This is a genomic window from Shewanella sp. W3-18-1 (assembly GCF_000015185.1).
Lineage (GTDB): Bacteria > Pseudomonadota > Gammaproteobacteria > Enterobacterales > Shewanellaceae > Shewanella > Shewanella putrefaciens.
In genome coordinates this window covers 732,898-749,706 of sequence record NC_008750.1, presented here as the reverse complement: position 1 = coordinate 749,706, position 16,809 = coordinate 732,898, and the positions used below count along the sequence as shown (strand labels likewise).

The 16,809-nt window shown below is 44.3% G+C and carries 14 protein-coding genes; 1 reads left to right on the top strand and 13 read right to left on the bottom strand.

Annotated features, from left to right (window positions below; all coding sequences use genetic code 11):
- Window positions 1-94 precede the first annotated feature (94 nt).
- From SPUTW3181_RS03525 to SPUTW3181_RS03500, 6 genes are all read right to left on the bottom strand, one after another.
- On the bottom strand, window positions 95-937 hold the full coding sequence (locus tag SPUTW3181_RS03525) for a sel1 repeat family protein (protein WP_011788059.1): 843 nt from the start codon (window positions 935-937) through the stop codon (window positions 95-97).
- Window positions 925-2,007, bottom strand: a complete 1,083-nt coding sequence (locus SPUTW3181_RS03520; protein ID WP_227498139.1) for a hypothetical protein — start codon at window positions 2,005-2,007, stop codon at window positions 925-927. Before SPUTW3181_RS03520 ends, SPUTW3181_RS03525 begins: the two co-directional genes overlap by 13 nt.
- A 63-nt stretch (window positions 2,008-2,070) precedes the next feature.
- Entirely contained in the window at window positions 2,071-2,808 is a 738-nt protein-coding gene (locus SPUTW3181_RS03515; protein ID WP_011788057.1) for a DUF1566 domain-containing protein, read from the bottom strand.
- Window positions 2,809-3,127: 319 nt separating this feature from the next.
- Window positions 3,128-3,658: a DUF1566 domain-containing protein gene (locus tag SPUTW3181_RS03510; RefSeq protein ID WP_011788056.1), complete on the bottom strand. Its 531-nt coding sequence runs from the start codon at window positions 3,656-3,658 to the stop codon at window positions 3,128-3,130.
- Between the two features lie 133 nt (window positions 3,659-3,791).
- Window positions 3,792-7,163, bottom strand: a complete 3,372-nt coding sequence (locus SPUTW3181_RS03505) for a DUF1566 domain-containing protein (protein WP_011788055.1) — start codon at window positions 7,161-7,163, stop codon at window positions 3,792-3,794.
- Window positions 7,164-7,165: 2 nt separating this feature from the next.
- Window positions 7,166-8,443 (bottom strand): InlB B-repeat-containing protein, encoded by a 1,278-nt coding sequence (locus SPUTW3181_RS03500; protein WP_011788054.1) that lies wholly within the window; start codon window positions 8,441-8,443, stop codon window positions 7,166-7,168.
- A 382-nt stretch (window positions 8,444-8,825) separates the two neighbouring features.
- Between SPUTW3181_RS03500 and SPUTW3181_RS03495 the strand changes: the two genes are divergently transcribed.
- Entirely contained in the window at window positions 8,826-10,304 is a 1,479-nt protein-coding gene (locus tag SPUTW3181_RS03495; RefSeq protein ID WP_011788053.1) for a histidine kinase N-terminal 7TM domain-containing protein, read from the top strand.
- On the opposite strand, the gene SPUTW3181_RS03490 is transcribed toward SPUTW3181_RS03495, so the two are convergent.
- The 7 genes from SPUTW3181_RS03490 to petA all read right to left on the bottom strand — a co-directional run bounded on the left by SPUTW3181_RS03490 (window position 10,282) and on the right by petA (window position 16,505).
- Window positions 10,282-11,916 (bottom strand): helix-turn-helix domain-containing protein, encoded by a 1,635-nt coding sequence (locus tag SPUTW3181_RS03490; RefSeq protein WP_011788052.1) that lies wholly within the window; start codon window positions 11,914-11,916, stop codon window positions 10,282-10,284. The genes SPUTW3181_RS03495 and SPUTW3181_RS03490 overlap by 23 nt on opposite strands.
- Window positions 11,917-12,079: 163 nt before the next feature.
- Complete coding sequence (locus SPUTW3181_RS03485) at window positions 12,080-12,616, bottom strand: imm11 family protein (protein WP_011788051.1); 537 nt, start codon at window positions 12,614-12,616, stop codon at window positions 12,080-12,082.
- 223 nt (window positions 12,617-12,839) lie between these two features.
- The gene (locus tag SPUTW3181_RS03480) at window positions 12,840-13,277 is read right to left on the bottom strand and encodes a ClpXP protease specificity-enhancing factor (protein WP_011788050.1); all 438 of its coding nucleotides are present in this window, start codon (window positions 13,275-13,277) and stop codon (window positions 12,840-12,842) included.
- Entirely contained in the window at window positions 13,277-13,906 is a 630-nt protein-coding gene (gene sspA, locus SPUTW3181_RS03475; protein WP_011788049.1) for a stringent starvation protein SspA, read from the bottom strand. Before sspA ends, SPUTW3181_RS03480 begins: the two co-directional genes overlap by 1 nt.
- 96 nt (window positions 13,907-14,002) lie before the next feature.
- Complete coding sequence (locus tag SPUTW3181_RS03470; protein ID WP_011788048.1) at window positions 14,003-14,701, bottom strand: cytochrome c1; 699 nt, start codon at window positions 14,699-14,701, stop codon at window positions 14,003-14,005.
- Complete coding sequence (locus SPUTW3181_RS03465; protein WP_011788047.1) at window positions 14,701-15,915, bottom strand: cytochrome b; 1,215 nt, start codon at window positions 15,913-15,915, stop codon at window positions 14,701-14,703. The genes SPUTW3181_RS03470 and SPUTW3181_RS03465 overlap by 1 nt, the downstream gene beginning before the upstream one ends.
- The gene (petA, locus tag SPUTW3181_RS03460) at window positions 15,915-16,505 is read right to left on the bottom strand and encodes a ubiquinol-cytochrome c reductase iron-sulfur subunit (protein WP_011788046.1); all 591 of its coding nucleotides are present in this window, start codon (window positions 16,503-16,505) and stop codon (window positions 15,915-15,917) included. The genes SPUTW3181_RS03465 and petA overlap by 1 nt, the downstream gene beginning before the upstream one ends.
- Window positions 16,506-16,809 lie beyond the last annotated feature (304 nt).

The following is a 16,809-nucleotide window of genomic DNA, read 5'->3' as shown; positions in this document are numbered from 1 at the left end:
GCACACCTACGTTTTAGATAAAATAAGCTTTCACTATAGTACTTAAAGCACTTTAAGTCACAAAATCAATACCTTATGCCGTACCAAAAATAGTTTATCGCCTTGAAATATAGTCAGAATATGCTGAAAAATATTGCGTAAGGAAGGAAAGCTGACTAACTGAGCAACGCCACTGATCATATGATTCATCAAGACGATAGCTCACCCCTTGATATTGCCACTCCAAGGGTAATATTAACGTACCACGATTTAGCTGCAGATAAGTTTGCGCATTCGCCCCCGAAAAAGTATCCACCCAAATCAGGCGATTTAACCAAGTGCAGGCTTTTTCCAACAGCCCTCGGCTTTGGGTCGTGGCGGTAATGCTCTGTAACCCTTTATCGCTCAATTGCACTTGCAGCATAATCTCTGCTGTTTCATCGTCAAAATACACAGGTACGGGCAACAAGTGCTTGGCCCTGTCTTCTAACCGATGACGCTGCTCGACCGCGCTCCCTTGGCACAATGTTTGCCAATGCGCTTGTTCGGCGCTGCGGCCAATTAATAAGGGATGCGATAACACGTTGGCACATTCGCTTTCTTGCCAACTGCATTGGCTAAAGTAGCAGCGGGCTTTGTCTAAGTCGCGCTCGGTATTGAGGTAATACACGCCAAGGTTATATTGAATATCGCTATCATAGGGATCGAGCTTAGCGGATAACAGCCAATAATGGCCGCCTAAGCCTTTATCTTGCTTAACTAACCCATTGTAATAAAGCGTACCAAGATTAAGGTAAAGCAAGGCACTTTCGTTGTCAGGAAGACAGCTTAAATACTGAGCCTCGGCTTGTTGATATTGCTGGCGCTGCTCATAACTTGCACCTAAGTTAACACACGCATCGGCACTGCCTTTGGCTATCGCACGGCGATACCACGCTGAAAAACCTAACGCGGCCAATCACTTTGTTCATATAACTGCAACAGTGTTAGGCAAGGCGCTTTACCTTGATAACAGCGCAAACGATGTTGATTTTTGGCAGAAATTGGCACTGGCTGTGATTCACGCGTCTTCTGCTGTAAGTAGGCTAGGCTGCGCTGCATAATGGCTTTATCTTTGGGGTAGTAATCAATATCGTCGATTTGTTGCAACCGCGCTTCGGCGTACGCCACGGCCTCGGTTTTATCTAAACCAAACAGCGTAATAAAGCCCAAATACTCATCAATATGCGCAATGATGTTGTCTTGCCATATGCGGGCATCGAGCAGTTCAAATCGGATCACCTGCGGCCATACTTTGGCGGCACTTTGCACATCACCGCGCGCAAGGTATTGATCGATTTGGTGCTCTAATAACAAAGCAAAAAAGTCATCAATCACAATGCCTTTGCCACCACCATTGTCGGTAAGGTAAATCGGCACAGCCGAGAGGGAGTCATCATTCTTGACCCGCTTCGCCCATTGCAAGCAGCGCTGTTCGCTTGGCCAATCTGCCCATGGCCACCATGGCTGGCTCGCTTTTAGCTGATGATCCAATTGCTGAAACTGCTCAAGCTGTTTTGCCATACGGTTTTTCAGCCAAGCACTGAAGGTGATGCTTTGCTCAGCGGTGCTACTTTGCAATAGCGTTTGTAACTCAGCACTTAAAAAAGGCCGCTCCTGCTTAAAACGAAAGCGTTCGTTCAGTAATGCAAGGCGACTTTTAAGATAGTCCTGCTGTGAAAACTCATTTTGATTTTGCAGCACTTCTTGCAATAACTGATGATCGTAAGCGAGATAAGGCAAGGGCCAATAGGCTTCACCTTGGCACAGTGCCAGCGCATACTGTTTCTGCGCCCGAGCCATTACGCGGGCATATTCGCCCTCTTCAAGGTTTAAGTAGTAGGGCACGGGCATAGGAGATAGAGGATCACTGTCCCCCGCTGTTGCCGCACCACGCTCTGGCATGCTCAGCGCGTAAACCACAGCGCCAAGCAGCAATACGCCAAGTAACACCAATCCAAGCTGTATTGTTAGTTTCACTCGCAGCATCCGCACCTACTCAGCCTTTTTAGCCCCTAAAATGCGCTACCAAGACGCACTGCCAACAACCAATTACTGTCCGGCTCGCACCAAACGGACGTGGCGGCCCTCGCCCCGATTGGAGCCGTATGCACCACCATTGTTAAAACCGACATAACCACTGTCGAAGTAAACTCCCCACGCGTAGCCACTGTGGTCGGTATTGGGCGAAGATGACCAGAAGAAACCTACTATAGGCGTGTTTGGAAAGGCATTAATATTAATTTTGGGATTGCTAAATTCATTGCCATGGCAACTCCCATCAGTATCAGCAACAAACTTACCATTGGGGCGTGCTGAGGGTGCTCGACCTGCCGAGCATTGCACCAGAGTATCTAACTCATCGACAGTGGGTACCCGCCAGTCGCTGTGGCCTGCATAGCTAAAACTGATTGCGGTTTTCAACGCATCATTCCAGTTCATCTCCATGGCCACACCGGCACAGGTACTGCCTGTCCATTGCTGTCCAAGGCTGCAACGCATCCAGATAAGGTTGGTTTTGGTATCGGTAATGGTGCCATTGCCGTTATCACGATAGCGCCCATCAATAAGCGCTTTAGCTGGGGCGCTGGCAGCCTTGGATGCGGTATTACTAGCATATTGGGCTTGGCATGCCTCAGTGATCGCTTTTACAGCGGCATCATGGGTTATGCCCTGCAATTTTTCGGCTAAACAACTAACATAATCACTGGCCTGCGCCAGTTTTGATAAACACAAAAAACCACACAGAGATAAGAAAAATAATACAGTCAGAGTTCGTTGACTACTCATAAGCGATCCTTGTTATTAATTAGGTTTTGGCTACCTTTTAGCTGGTGAAATAATCCGCAATATCTACCACCAGCAATGCCAAGTCGTTTGGGTATAACGGCTAAGCGAAAACACTCCATAAATCCCACCAAAGGTCTGTGCAGATAACAACTTAACCGAGCCTTAAGCGCCGCGTGCCGCAGAATTTAATTAACCCAAAATAGTGCGAGGATGTGCCAGAGTGCGTGAGTGGAACGACTAAAGTGATGAGTTTAGTTTTAGTCATACGGCTCACCACTGATAAGCCTTAATTACAACACCACAGGTCAAAAGCTAATTACTATCCGCCTCGCACCAAACGGACGTGGTAATAGTGGAACCTAACGTCGAGGTAGACGCTACCACTGTTGAATTCAACGATCCACGATGTGTGATTACCATAGTTGGAACTGTGCGAAGACGACCAATATCCACTAGGTGACGTATTGGGAAATATTTGGCTATTAATTGCAGGGTGATGACAGCGGTATTCAATAATTGAAGCCAGTTCATTTTTATTAGGCAAGCGCCAATCACTATAGCCTGCAAATAGATTATCTTTGGCTTGCAGGGCAGATGCAGGCCAATTGTAAGTCGTTGCATTATCTATACAATAACTGCCATCCCACGTTTGCCCCAAACTGCAACGCTGCCAGATTAGCCCAGTGGTTAGATGGGTGACTGTGCCATCGCCATTATCAGTAAACTCACTACTCGGTGTGGTCGCTTGAATAGCCGAGTTTTCAATACCAGAACAGAGTTCGCTAGCATAGACTTGCATTTCCACAATAAGCAAAAATATCCAAAGTAATAACTTATTAAAATTGAGCATTAACATATTTCCTTAAACAAAAGCATCCTGTTTTAGCAATACTACGAAGCTAGGGCCTTTTCCACCTGTTGCAACCTTTTGAAAAACAGTATTTCTGCTACTTACAACACGTCCAACTAAAATCTATTAACAATTACTGTTCGTTACGAACTAGGCGTACAAAATTGTTACCACTGCGATACATTTCGACACCACCATAAGAAAACATGACCATCCATGAATTTCCTGCGTTTGGAGCATTGCGTACTGAGGTCCAATATGAATCAAACGGTGTGGTGATAGGGAAATTAGGGAAGTAATCTAAATCAATTGCAGGATTTGCTCTTCCATTATGAACAATACCCATCAATTCTTTGACCGTTGGCAAACGCCAATCGCTGGCGCCACATAGCCCTTGGCTATTGACCGCATTAACAAAGGCTGCGGTATCACAATCACTGCCTTGGCAGGTGCCACCGTTTTGCGTGCCAGCATTACCACCATTAGTGCTGTTATCGGGGTTATACCAGCTGTAGGTATAGTTGGCATCGCGTAGGCCGCCGCTGCCCGCGGGTTGTTTGACTTCCCAAATTAAACCTGTGTGGTTATCGCGCACGCAACTCCATTCGCTGGCGCTTTCGGGTAATGGGTTACCGCTGTTATCGAGCTTGGTAAAATCAAAGCCTGCCGCGCCACCACCGACTTTTTGCAACTGGCCGTTGCGCGCGAGCGCATCGCGGCCATACTCGGCATCTTGGCCCTCATAACCTTGTACAGGGCAATCCAAGTAGTTATTGCTACCATCGGCGCACCAGTCGATGCCAGTATCATTAAGTTTGCCGGTGGGCTGGGCCACTCTGCGGGTAACGAGTTGCACTTGATTACTTAAGGGGCTTTCTTTATGTGCGCCTTGGGTGGTGGCCACCATAAAATACGCAGTATCGGCCGTTAACCCAGTAAAGCGGTACTCAACTGCGCCTTTTACCGATGTGCGCCTTGCCCCTTTTAAACTGGCGTAGTTGGCAATATCGTTTAAGTCGGTAAAGCTTTCTTCGGCGAGATACAGATTGACTGTGCTGCCCTGTTCAATATTGCGCCAATTGAGGGTAATGCTGGCGCTGCCATCGGTTTCAATTTGATAACGCGGTTGCTCAAGCATTGGCGTACGTAGGCGCTCACCCACCGCAACTGTTTGGCTGACCGTGGTTTCAATCCCCGCTTGGGTGACAACGGTTAAGGTGACGGTAAAGCTACCTTCGGCGTAGATATGTTCGACCAGGGTTGAACTGGTTTCTAACACCGCTGAGCCATCACCAAAGTCCCAACGATAGGTGACAATCGGGTCAAGGTTTGACTGCACTATTTGAGAGATATCAAACCCAATCACATAGCCACCGTTATCGACGGGCATTTGCACTGTGCCAAAACCAACATTGCTTACGGCTGGCACAAAACTAATTTTGTGGGTAATCGCGTTAGTGGAGTGGCCATCAATTAGAACCAATACGGGTTTATCGCCCTCACGATAAATATGTTGGTAGCTGATCAGCGCCTGAGCATCACTTAGCTCGGGTTTTAACTTGAGGCTATTTGCTAATTTATCGTTGTCTTCATAAATGGTTGCACCTGACTTAGTGCCATTAAACCAAGTATTAGCATACCAATCGCCAGCGCCACATCTTGTATCGTAGGCGTCAGCCATTGATGTATTTGCTATTTGGTAATCGACATATTTCAAGTCGTTTAATAGGGTGCGAGTACATAAAAAGCGGCTGGCATAGCCACGCTGATTGGTGTCAATAATCTTGGCTTCATAGAGAGATTGAGGCGGCACATTACCACTCATTAACCAAGGTGAACGAGTGGTATCGAACATATTTGGGCGTGAGAGTGCAACCTCAATATCCAACTGATCAAGGTGTTCTAAAGCAATAACCGTATCTTTAATCACATTGGTATTACTGAGTTGCTTAACTAATTCACGCGCGCCATTATTTGCCACACGATAGATATCCACATGGCTTTGCATTGCTCCCAGCGGGTTTAATTTGCCGTCGACCAAAGCAACTGACATTTTGCCCGGTGCCCAAGCTAAATCCCAAAGAAAAGGCAATAGCTTGTTGGCAATGCTGTTACCAATGGAGACCCCTTGGCTAAGTTTGCCAGTGACATGATAAATATGTGCTCGGCCATCACTTCCCGTCATGCGTTGCAGCGCGTATTTAGCTAATATGGTTGCACCGTCGGCACCGTCAAAAACTTGCTCCGCCATTTCGGCGCTGGCTTCTACGCCAAGCTCAAAAATTGTGCTGATCATTTTTTGCGGATCGGCTTTAAGATCTTGATAAATATCGCTCGAATTTAGTACTAACGAGGAAAGCAAAATCACGACTCGCGCTTGGTTTAGATCCTTAATTTGAGCTTCAAGGGATGTAATGATCTCCTTTTGCCCCTTTGCTTGCGCGATCATTAATTGTTGCCGTAATCCCTTTTGATAAGCGGCTAATGCTTGCCCGAGTGGCTCCATAATATATTTAGCAATAATGATTTCGGCCGTCTTCGGATCAGCACCTTTGAGGCTTTCGGTAAACTTTTTAGCGCCAAATTTAATTAACTCATCATAGGAATCACCTGACACTTTACCTGCATCAATATCAGCTTTTAATAATCGCTGGTATTGCTGCTTTAGGGTGCCTTTTATTGGTGAGTCCTCATCCACCTCACCGGTAATAACTTGCAGTTTTTCGAGACCCGTGAAAATGATTTCACTGTCGTGTAGGGTATATTCCAGCCAAGGGTAATCGGCCGCATTAATATTTGCATCATCAACAAAGTTGCTAAGGATATCCCGTGAAAGTTTTACATAGTCAATAAAATGAGCGTATTTATTCCAGAACTTTTGCTCTCTTGCATTTCTGACGTAATCGGCAAATCGGGCAAACCTATCTAATGATTGTTGAAACTGGTTGCGTTTCTTAGCTGTTGATATTGGCCCTCCAGTGACGGTATTGGCGGCAATATCAACAACCACTAACGTATTTAATGCCAATAGCGAGACCATATCGGCAAAGTCTTCTCCTTCCATGCTTTCATTATCATAATACTCATTCACCAAGCCCACTAAGCTAACGCCTTTTAGGGTCAGCTCAGCATTTTGCCAACCGTTAGCCGTTGGCAGTACCTTAGGTAACTCAAGCTCAGTGCTTTCGTATTTTCGCTGCGGCAGCTTTAACTCAACCTTAGGGAAAAAACCATCTAGTTCAAGATCGGCCACATCAAAGTCGATACGTTGACTAGAAGCGCTCACTAAATGACGCCCTGTTTGATATTCGGTTTTAGGATCGTAACCGCGCAATAAATAATAGGTGAGGTAACCGCTATTAACGGTCAATTTGCCTGAATCATCTAAAGTGAAATTAATATTGTCATTTAAACGGTACTGCGTTTGCGCTTGTGCACTTCCCATTGCCATGGTGATGGCAAACATACACATACTGGCTGCGACTTTGAGTTTAAACCCTTTCATCCTTATTCTCCCGCCACCAATAAACCATCAACATTTAAAGAACTGGCAATGCGCTCAGAAATGATCGCCGCCACTGCGCTACAGCTTCTATCCATTGGGCAAGGATTACCGTTTTGTAACTGCTCGCTAAGCTCACTCACTAATTGCGGGAAGGTTTGATGCGCGCGTATACGGCGGTTGAGTTCTGCTCGGTCGGTAAAATCAGCACCGTAAAAATGGTTGCTGCTTAACACAAATACCACTGCACTGCTTTCTACCGTCACCTCAGTGGTTGGTTCATTGGCGAGTTTTAGCCCTAGCATTAAGGGCTCGCCAGTTTGATCAATTAGCGTTAACAATTGATTTTGCTCGGGTAACGTGGCGATACTTGCTTCGGCTAGGTTTTTATCGAGGGATTTGGCGTAGGCATCGTTTACTAAAAACAAGGGTTGTTGCTGTTGCTCAGGGCTTAAGGCTTGAGTACCTATCTGTACATTGGTGAAATTTGCCGCTAATGCAAAATGGGCTTTTATGCTGCAATCAGCCGAGCCACTTTGTATAACATAGGTATTCTCCTTTAAGGTGCCATCGCAGCCACTCACGGTATCGACTCGATAACCTGCATTAGGCGTAAGGGTAAAGGATGCGCTTTGACCATGGTTTACCAGTTGGCTTTCAGGCGAAATAATCCCACCTTCACTCGCACTGGCGGTAACGGTATAAGCAACAGGGGTAAAGCTAGCGTTAACCGTACAAGCACTCGTCACTGGTGAGCTGGTATAAGTATTACCGCTTAAGTTGCCCTCGCATCCCGTCACATTGGCGATGACAAAACCCGTTTGTGGGGTGAGAGTAAATTGCCCTTGCTGACCATACTCTAGCTGCAATTGCGTCGGAATAATCTGGCCGTTGCCCGTGATCTTTGTATCTATTTGATAGCGATTACGCGTAAAAGTGGGAGTAATTTGGCAACTTTGCTGCACATTTTTAACCTGATAACTATCGCCTTGTCGCTCACCATCACAGCCAGTGATCTGGTCGATGGAATAGCCTGGGTTGGCGCTAATAACAAAGCTGGCTGAACCGCCTTTGTTGAGTTCAAGCTGTGCGGGCAATATCGAGCCGCCCTCTGAGGCGACCGAACTGATGGTGACCCGAGTAACGCCACCACCATTATCCGGTTGCTCTGGTGAAGGATTAGCTCCTGCGTCATCTCCGCCACAGCCAGAAAGTATGCCACTGAGCATGGCAAACAAGGCTATCGAAAATACCTGTGTAATTGATTTTTTTGCTCGAATCACGGTTATTCCCTTTTCTGCTTTATCTGTTATTGCCAAGCCAAAATCCACCAAGTGCTATCGTGATACTCAACAGCCCATTGAGCATTGAAATAGCGGTCTCTCGCGATAACAGATTAACGACTGAAAAATAAAGAACTTGTATGTGAACTCAGCGGGGGATTGAACGCAATCACCTTGGCGTATTAGTCCGAATAGTTGGCGTAAAAGTGCGAATAAATCATGCGGTTTAGGTGTCAGTCTTTTGTTTTATGCTTATTTCTTTCTTGTATTGATGACGTTAAGATAGGCGCGCATTTGTAGAAAAATGGATACTGAGCAGATATGCGTCAGTTAGCCGCGTGTGATTGTTGTATGGGTTACGGCGTATTGAGAAGGCGTTAGCATGTTTGCTGATTTTACGGTTTTCAGTTGGGTATTGTTCGTTATCTCCGCGCTATGCCTCATCCTTGCTGGGGCGACACTTAAAATCCGTTATCAAGCGGTCACGATTTGGTTTATTGGGCTGCTGCTGGCTTACGCAATTCAAGCCTTTGGTTATGCTTTTGAACTGACAAGCCATGAGCTAGATTCAATTAAATTTTGGCTCAATATTGAATTTGTAGGTGCCTGCTTTATTCCTACCTGCGTAGTCTTGTTTGCGGTGAGTTATCAGACCCGAACCTCGCCACCTTTATGGCTAGTGAGCAGTTTGCTTTCGATCAGTGCCATAGTGCTATTAGGCCAATTAACCAATGATTTGCACGGCCTAGGCTTTAATATTATCGGGCTAGAAAAAGTGGATAACATCACTGTCACGACCAATCATTTAGGATGGCTGTACTTAGCTTATTCGCTCTATATTCATTTGGCCGTTATCGTGAGTGTGATTATTTTTATTCGCTGCATGCAAAATACACATCCGGTGTTAAGGCCACAGATTTTACTCATTCTGGTCGGCATTACCCTAACTTGGCTGAACTATATTTGGACGCTTTTTGGCAATACCCCCTACGGCCTTGATATAGGTACTTTTGGTTTTATCTTTTGTACTATCGCCTTTGCGATAAGTGTGTTTCGTTATGACTTAATTAAACTCACCCCGATTGCACGGGATCAAATATTTCACCAAGTTGAACAAGGCTATATCGTGATTGATGAGCAATCGCGCTTAATTGACTATAACCCAAAGGCAAAAGCCTTCTTGCCAGCACTATCGACGGGGAAAATAGGTCAGCCATTAAGTGGTTTTATTGACCCATCGCTGGTGGCTGATAACCAAACTAAGGTGATCAGATTAGACGATGGTAAAAGAGTCCAAGTACAGCGTTCACTCATGGGAAAAAACGCCGCCATGGCGATTGGCAGTGTGATTATGCTGTCCGATGTAACCGAAAAAGAGCAACTGCTCGAAGAAATGGAAAGAATCGCCAATACCGACTCATTAACGGGCTGCTATAATCGCCATGCATTACATTGCCGACTTAAACAACAGATTATTGAAAGTCGCCACCAGTTAACGCCCCTTTCTATTGTTGCCTTGGATATTGTCGGCTTTCGTAAAGTGAATGAAGTTCACGGCTATACCGTTGGCGATATGCGCCTAAAACAGTTAAGCCATATCCTCAGTCATCACTTACCCAGTGATGCCATATTAATTCGTTATATTGGCGATATTTTTATTATTATTTTACCCAGCTATCGGTTAGAGGATGCCAATCAACTCGCACTGCAACTAGCAGATAAAGCCAAACAACTTGCCTCACTTGCTATCAGCACTTTTTGTGTTCAACACCACTCTGAAGAAAGCGATCGACAAGTCATTGATCGCCTCTTAGGTGAGGCTATGCAATTAAAAAAAATTAGGCCAAGCTTGGCGGTTTAGTGCTTGCATCCTTTTTAAATTGGCTGGGCGTTACCCCATATTCCGCTCTAAAGACGCGGCCAAAGTAATTTTGACTGGTAAAGCCTGCATAGTAGGCGGCTTCTTTAACGGTATGCCCCGCAACTAAAGCATCCTTAGCGATTTGTAATTGGGTTTGCTTTAAATATTGGGAATATGACAAACCAAATACGCTTTGTACCCGCCGCTGCAATGAGCGGCTACTGGTATGAAACTGCTGTGCGACAAACTCAACCGTCAATTCCTGTGTAGTAATGTGTTGATCGATCACTAACCTTAATCGTTTAGCGAATTGTTCATCGAGGGTTTCTACTGTACTTAGCACAGGCGTTGAAGTGGATGCTTGCACAGAATTTATCGCTAAGGAAAGCGATAACATTTGCTGCTGCACAAGGCGCCTATTTTCAATTAAAGCATTTAACCTCACAACCAATAATCCGGGATCGCTGTTTTTGCTGACGTAATCATCGGCATAACACTGCCATGCCTGTAAGCGTTGCTGCGGATCATCAACCGCAGTTAACATCACAAACGGAATAGCGGTATATTCAGGTTGATGTTTGAGTGTTGACAACCAACTGGCCGCATCGCCATCACTTAACTGGGTATCACATAGGATTAATTCTGCGCCCTGTTCATCTAACTCATATTGCGCTCCTTGCCATGTTTGGCAAAGAGTGAGCCGAAAATCCGCCGCTAAGTGGTAATAAAGCCAATCCATAAACTCAGGGTCGCTCTCGACGATCAACACTTTAGCTTTGCTCTCATCGGCAACATGGTGCTGTAGATATCTGAAATCCGGCGTAAATTGCGGTAATTCATAAACAGTCGCTGGTAGGCATAGCGTATATTGCGCTATTGATTGTGAGCTATGCAGGCAACAGAGTTCCCCCCCATTTTCTTCCACCTGTTTTTTTAGCAGCAGGTAGCTGTCATCGGCATATTCTTCCCGCGTAGCCTCGACTTTGCCCGTTAAAGTCAAGCGAAGCCCTTGCTTTGACTCTATCTCAAGTACATAGCCTGCTATGCCCGTCGATTGTCTGATGTCCTGACAAAACTTGCTGAAGACTTTTTCTAACAGTTCAAGATGGGTTTGAACAAGCAGATCGGGGATCTCACTGATATGAATGGGTAATGGTTGTTGGCTCTTCGCCTTTTCGAAACTTAACTGATTTTTTAGCCAAGGTTGCAACAAAAATGGTGAGGATAACATCTGGCGAGATGACTCATTCCATTGCCTTGTACTCTCGAGTAACTGATTGATGCGCAGTAATAATGCGTTCATCTCATCAGTATGGGTCTGAGTGTTGGCAATATAGGGGGCTAACCAAGTGACATTTTTTGTTATTTCAGTAAATAGCTGACCAAAGGTGCGCTGTTCACATTCACGTTGTTGTGTAAGTGATTGTATTGTTTTATTAGCCTGAGTAAGTTCAACCTGAAATGACTTCACCTTTGCTTTGTATGTGCGCGTTAACTTGGCCAAATAGAAAGATAAAACCAAGATGATAGTGAGAGAAAGAACCCAAGAAAATGATGACAACAGTGCTTCTCCAATAGACACATGTAGCGATGGGATAGTAGCCATTCCCATGGTGAGGATTTCTTTATTTATGGCAATCAACTTTAGTAGTTCAATATCACATTTTGATATCAACGAATCGCTCAACTACACCACTTAAGCACTTCAACATGATGAGCAAAGATAAACTAGCCCCCGAGATAGAATATTGAACATCATCAACTAAAATCATAAATCACTCACTAATATATTTAAATTCAAACCCTTTAAGTTTTTCGCATTGTTCTTTAACTGTATTGTTCACAATAATATACCCATGTTTTTCTTTTAACGAAAAAATTGAAGCACTTCCGACCTTATTCATATCAATAATGAGATTTTTTATTGTCATCCACAGTCGATTACCATAATTTTTGTAGGAAATGTGGGATCTGACAAAATCGACACATTCATAACAGGTTAGAACCTGTAAGGCATAAAAATGACTATTTACCCTGCCCTCGCTATCCATAATAACCGCAGGGATTAAATTAATTTCTTTACCCAATTTATCTTTAAATAAATCAAAAAATCGCTGACTAACGAGAGGTAAGCCTAAGGTAGGTAAAATATCATATTGGTTAACGATATCATCCAGACAGTCTACATCATAATACATGTTATCTATTTTGCTTGAAGTCGATTTTAATGCATCAACATAAGAAATAGCATTTTTATCCGAGTAACAGAAATAAATATCTTTATAATAAAACTCCTGCATTTTAAAAAACATATATTCCTCTTTATATCTTTGCCTATTTATGAGTAGCCCTAGTAAACAGACTGTTATTAATTTAAATAAAATCAATATATTATATAATTATGTTAGCCATTAAAATAGCTATACGCGCTTTTCTGAACATTAACCAAACATATTAAAGTTTAGTAAGGGTACAAAAAAGCCAGTCATATGACTGGCTTAGTTTTAATCTTAGCAATACATGACAGTGAATTAACTACTTTACAACAGTTAAGTGACTGCGACGCTTAGGAGGCTGATCTGTCGGATCCTTTGGTTTATCCGTTACATCAACAACAGATAAAACTGATTCGGCTTCATCCTCCATCAGATATGCATCTTCAACATCGAAAACAGTACCAGCACCATTTTCTCGGGCATAAATAGCAATAATCGACGCCATTGGCAGCAATACCTGTTGAGGTACGCCACCAAAACGCGCATTGAACTCCACAAACTCATTGCTAATTTGCAAATTGCCCACAGCGCCAGCAGCAATGTTTAACACTATCTGGCCATCCTTCACATACTGCTGTGGTACTTGGGTGCCTTTAACAAAGGCATCAACCACAACGTGAGGCGTTAATTGGTTATCCATCAACCAATCGTAGTAAGCCCTAAGTAAATAAGGACGATTTGGAGTCAAAGATTTCATTACATGCCCATACGCATTTCGCGTTCAGCTTCAGTCAAAGAAGCTTTAAACGACTCACGTTCAAAAATACGTGTCATATAGGCTTTGATGTCTTTCGCTACGCGGCTGTCTAACTCGATGCCTAATACTGGCAAACGCCATAATAGTGGGCCGAGATAGCAATCCGCTAAACCAAATTCTTCACTCATGAAATAGGGCACTTCGCCAAACACAGGAGCAATAGCAACCAAACTTTCAGTCAACTCTTTACGAGCGGCTTCAGCACGATCACCTTTGCGAATGCGATCAACCAGCGCATACCAGTCAGTGTCTATGCGATGCATCATCAAGCGGCTTTGGCCGCGTGATACCGGATAGACTGGCATCAAAGGGGGATGAGGGAAACGCTCATCCAAATATTCCATGATAATGCGTGATTCGTATAAAACGAGTTCACGGTCTACCAAAGTGGGCACTGAATTATAAGGATTGACTTCAAGCAAATCCTCAGGCATTTCATTAGGGTCGACCTGTAAAACATCAACAGTAACCCCTTTCTCAGCTAACACGATACGTACTTGATGGCTATACAGATCATCAGCACCTGAAAACAGTGTCATGATAGAGCGTTTGTTGGCAGCAACAGCCATTGATACCCTCCAGAATCGAAATAAAACAAAAGTAAACGAGGGGCAAAGCCCCCCGTTTACACTATGCGGATATTACATTTTACCCGTTATTAGTGCCTAGTGTACATCTTTCCAATACTCTTTCTTCAAGAGGTAGGCCACAATAAAGAATATAAATAGGAATCCGAGTACCCACCATCCCATCGCTTCACGCTCTAGTCTAACAGGTTCAGCCGAATAGACTAAGAAGCCCGTGATATCACGCACCGCTTGGTCATACTCTTCTGCGTTTAATTTACCGCCAGTCACCACAATACTGCCATCTTCTTGCTTAACAGGCGTGCCTTGCAGCTCTTCGAGCACATGTGGCATACCGACAGATGGAAATACAGTGTTATTCACACCAAATGGGCGACTAGGATCTTTATAAAAACCCTTTAAGTATGAATACACCCAATCTTCACCACGAACACGAGCAACTAAGGTTAAATCAGGTGGAGTAGCACCAAACCATTTAGCCGCATCTTTAGCAGGAATAGCGCTTTGCATCAGCTCACCAATTTTAGCATCGGTAAACATATACTTGTTACGCATATCATCAGCAGAGATACCAATATCATTCGCTACACGCTCATAACGCTGATATTGAGTGCTATGGCAACCTGAACAGTAGTGTTGGAAAAGATCCACACCACGCTCTAGGGAAGCTTTATCATGTAAATCAACTTTTGCGTCTTCTAAATGTACATTATGTCCGCTCGCGGCCATCGCCAGCGTCGGCAACAAGGTAACTAATGCAATCAATAATTTTTTCATTAGTGTGTCAACCTCGCTGGAACAGGTTTAGTTTTTTCGTTCTTGCTGTATAACCACAGCGCCAAGAAGAAACCAAAATAAGTAACAGTAAATATTTGCGCAACAATCGTTAGGATTGGTGTAGCAGGAACAACACCTAAGTAACCTAACACAATGAAAGAAATTGCAAATTGTGCAATGTTCAACTTGTGCAGCGTACTACGGTAGCGCACTGACTTAACCTTACAACGATCTAGCCAAGGCAATACGAACAACACAGCAATCGATAGCCCCATCATCACTACACCACCCAGTTTGTCGGGTACTGCACGTAAAATGGCGTAGAAAGGAGTGAAGTACCACACTGGCGCAATGTGCTCAGGTGTCTTCATTGAGTTTGCCGCTTCAAAGTTTGGCTTTTCAAGGAAGTAACCACCACCTTCAGGCATAAAGAACAACACATAACAGAACACAATCAGGAAGCCCGCAACACCCATAATGTCTTTAACTGTGTAGTATGGGTGGAATGGGATGCCATCGACTGGCCAACCGTTCTCGTCTTTGTTCTTCTTGATTTCAATACCGTCAGGGTTGTTTGACCCTACTTCGTGCAGTGCAATTAAGTGTAAGAACACTAATACGACTAACACTAATGGCAGCGCGATAACGTGCAGCGCAAAGAAACGGTTCAGTGTCGCGCCAGAGATCACGTAGTCACCACGGATCCACAGGGTTAAGTCATCGCCAATAACAGGGATTGCACCGAACAGAGAGATAATTACCTGCGCGCCCCAATATGACATTTGACCCCATGGTAGCAAATAACCCATAAAGGCTTCGGCCATCAACACGAGGAAAATTAACATACCGAACAGCCACAGTAGTTCTCTGGGCTTCTGATATGAACCGTAAATTAAACCACGGAACATATGTAGATAGATCACAACGAAGAAGGCTGATGCACCCGTTGAATGCATATAACGCAGCAACCAACCGTACTCAACATCACGCATAATGTATTCAACAGAAGCGAATGCGCCTTCTGCGGTGGGTACGTAATTCATGGTTAGCCAGATACCTGTCAGTAATTGGTTAACCAATACCAACATTGCTAACGAACCGAAAAAATACCAAAAGTTGAAGTTTGTTGGTGTAGCATACTGACCCACATGACGGTTATAAGTCGCCGTCATTGGAATACGTGCATCAATCCAATTAATTAGATTCTTAACCATTACGCCACTCCTTTATCTACACCGATAATCACGGTGCCATCATCAACGTATTGATGTGGAGGGACAACTAGGTTCAATGGAGCTGGTACGCCTTGGAAAACGCGACCAGCCATATCGAACTTAGAGCCATGACATGGACAGAAGAAACCAGAAGTCACACCTTCAACTTGCTCACCAAATGAATCAGGTAAGTAAGTAGGTGAACATCCTAAGTGTGTACAAATACCGACAGCAATAAAGAACTCTGGCTTAATTGAACGCAGAGGATTCGTTGCATAATCAGGCTGCTGCATTTCTACAGAAGCAGGGTCTCTTAACTTATTATCGTGTTTTGGTAGGGCGTTGATCACATCGTCAGTACGACGGACAACCCATACAGGTTTTCCACGCCATTCAACACGGATCAGCTGACCTGGCTCTACTTTACTGATATTTACTTCGACCGGCGCACCTGCAGCTTTCGCTTTGGCACTCGGATTCCATGACTTGATGAAAGGAACCGCTACAGCGACGGCACCAGCACCACCTACTACGGCGGTTGCGGCTGTCAGGAATCTGCGACGTCCGGTATCGACTGGCGCATTGCTCATCCACTTATCTCCCAGAGGGTGTTGGAATTTTTGTTTTTCAAAGACTTTCCGCCCGGGTCATCACCATGGGCAAAAATCGAAGTTTGAAGCGGGGCTCATTATAGCTAAAAATTAGAAGCAGATCATAGTGAAAAGACGCAAGTAAGTTAGGGAGATTGCGTGTTTTTTAAAAAAAGTTCAAAAAAAGCACAACTATTAACCTATTTCTATCCACATGAATGGTATTTGGAACATGAAAGGATTGAGATCGGCATAAAGCATACTTTACTAATATGCATTAATTCCCCGATTTTAACTCTATCAA

Bases quoted from the DNA above. Each gene is read 5' to 3' on its own strand.
- SPUTW3181_RS03505 (WP_011788055.1), bottom strand. From the start codon at position 7,163: ATGAAAGGGTTTAAACTCAAAGTCGCAGCCAGTATGTGTATGTTTGCC.
- SPUTW3181_RS03465 (WP_011788047.1), bottom strand. From the start codon at position 15,915: ATGGTTAAGAATCTAATTAATTGGATTGATGCACGTATTCCAATGACG.
- SPUTW3181_RS03510 (WP_011788056.1), bottom strand. From the start codon at position 3,658: ATGCTCAATTTTAATAAGTTATTACTTTGGATATTTTTGCTTATTGTG.
- SPUTW3181_RS03515 (WP_011788057.1), bottom strand. From the start codon at position 2,808: ATGAGTAGTCAACGAACTCTGACTGTATTATTTTTCTTATCTCTGTGT.
- SPUTW3181_RS03495 (WP_011788053.1), top strand. From the start codon at position 8,826: ATGTTTGCTGATTTTACGGTTTTCAGTTGGGTATTGTTCGTTATCTCC.
- sspA (WP_011788049.1), bottom strand. From the start codon at position 13,906: ATGGCTGTTGCTGCCAACAAACGCTCTATCATGACACTGTTTTCAGGT.
- SPUTW3181_RS03490 (WP_011788052.1), bottom strand. From the start codon at position 11,916: ATGGGAATGGCTACTATCCCATCGCTACATGTGTCTATTGGAGAAGCA.
- SPUTW3181_RS03480 (WP_011788050.1), bottom strand. From the start codon at position 13,277: ATGAAATCTTTGACTCCAAATCGTCCTTATTTACTTAGGGCTTACTAC.
- petA (WP_011788046.1), bottom strand. From the start codon at position 16,505: ATGAGCAATGCGCCAGTCGATACCGGACGTCGCAGATTCCTGACAGCC.
- SPUTW3181_RS03485 (WP_011788051.1), bottom strand. From the start codon at position 12,616: ATGTTTTTTAAAATGCAGGAGTTTTATTATAAAGATATTTATTTCTGT.
- SPUTW3181_RS03520 (WP_227498139.1), bottom strand. From the start codon at position 2,007: ATGCTGCGAGTGAAACTAACAATACAGCTTGGATTGGTGTTACTTGGC.
- SPUTW3181_RS03470 (WP_011788048.1), bottom strand. From the start codon at position 14,701: ATGAAAAAATTATTGATTGCATTAGTTACCTTGTTGCCGACGCTGGCG.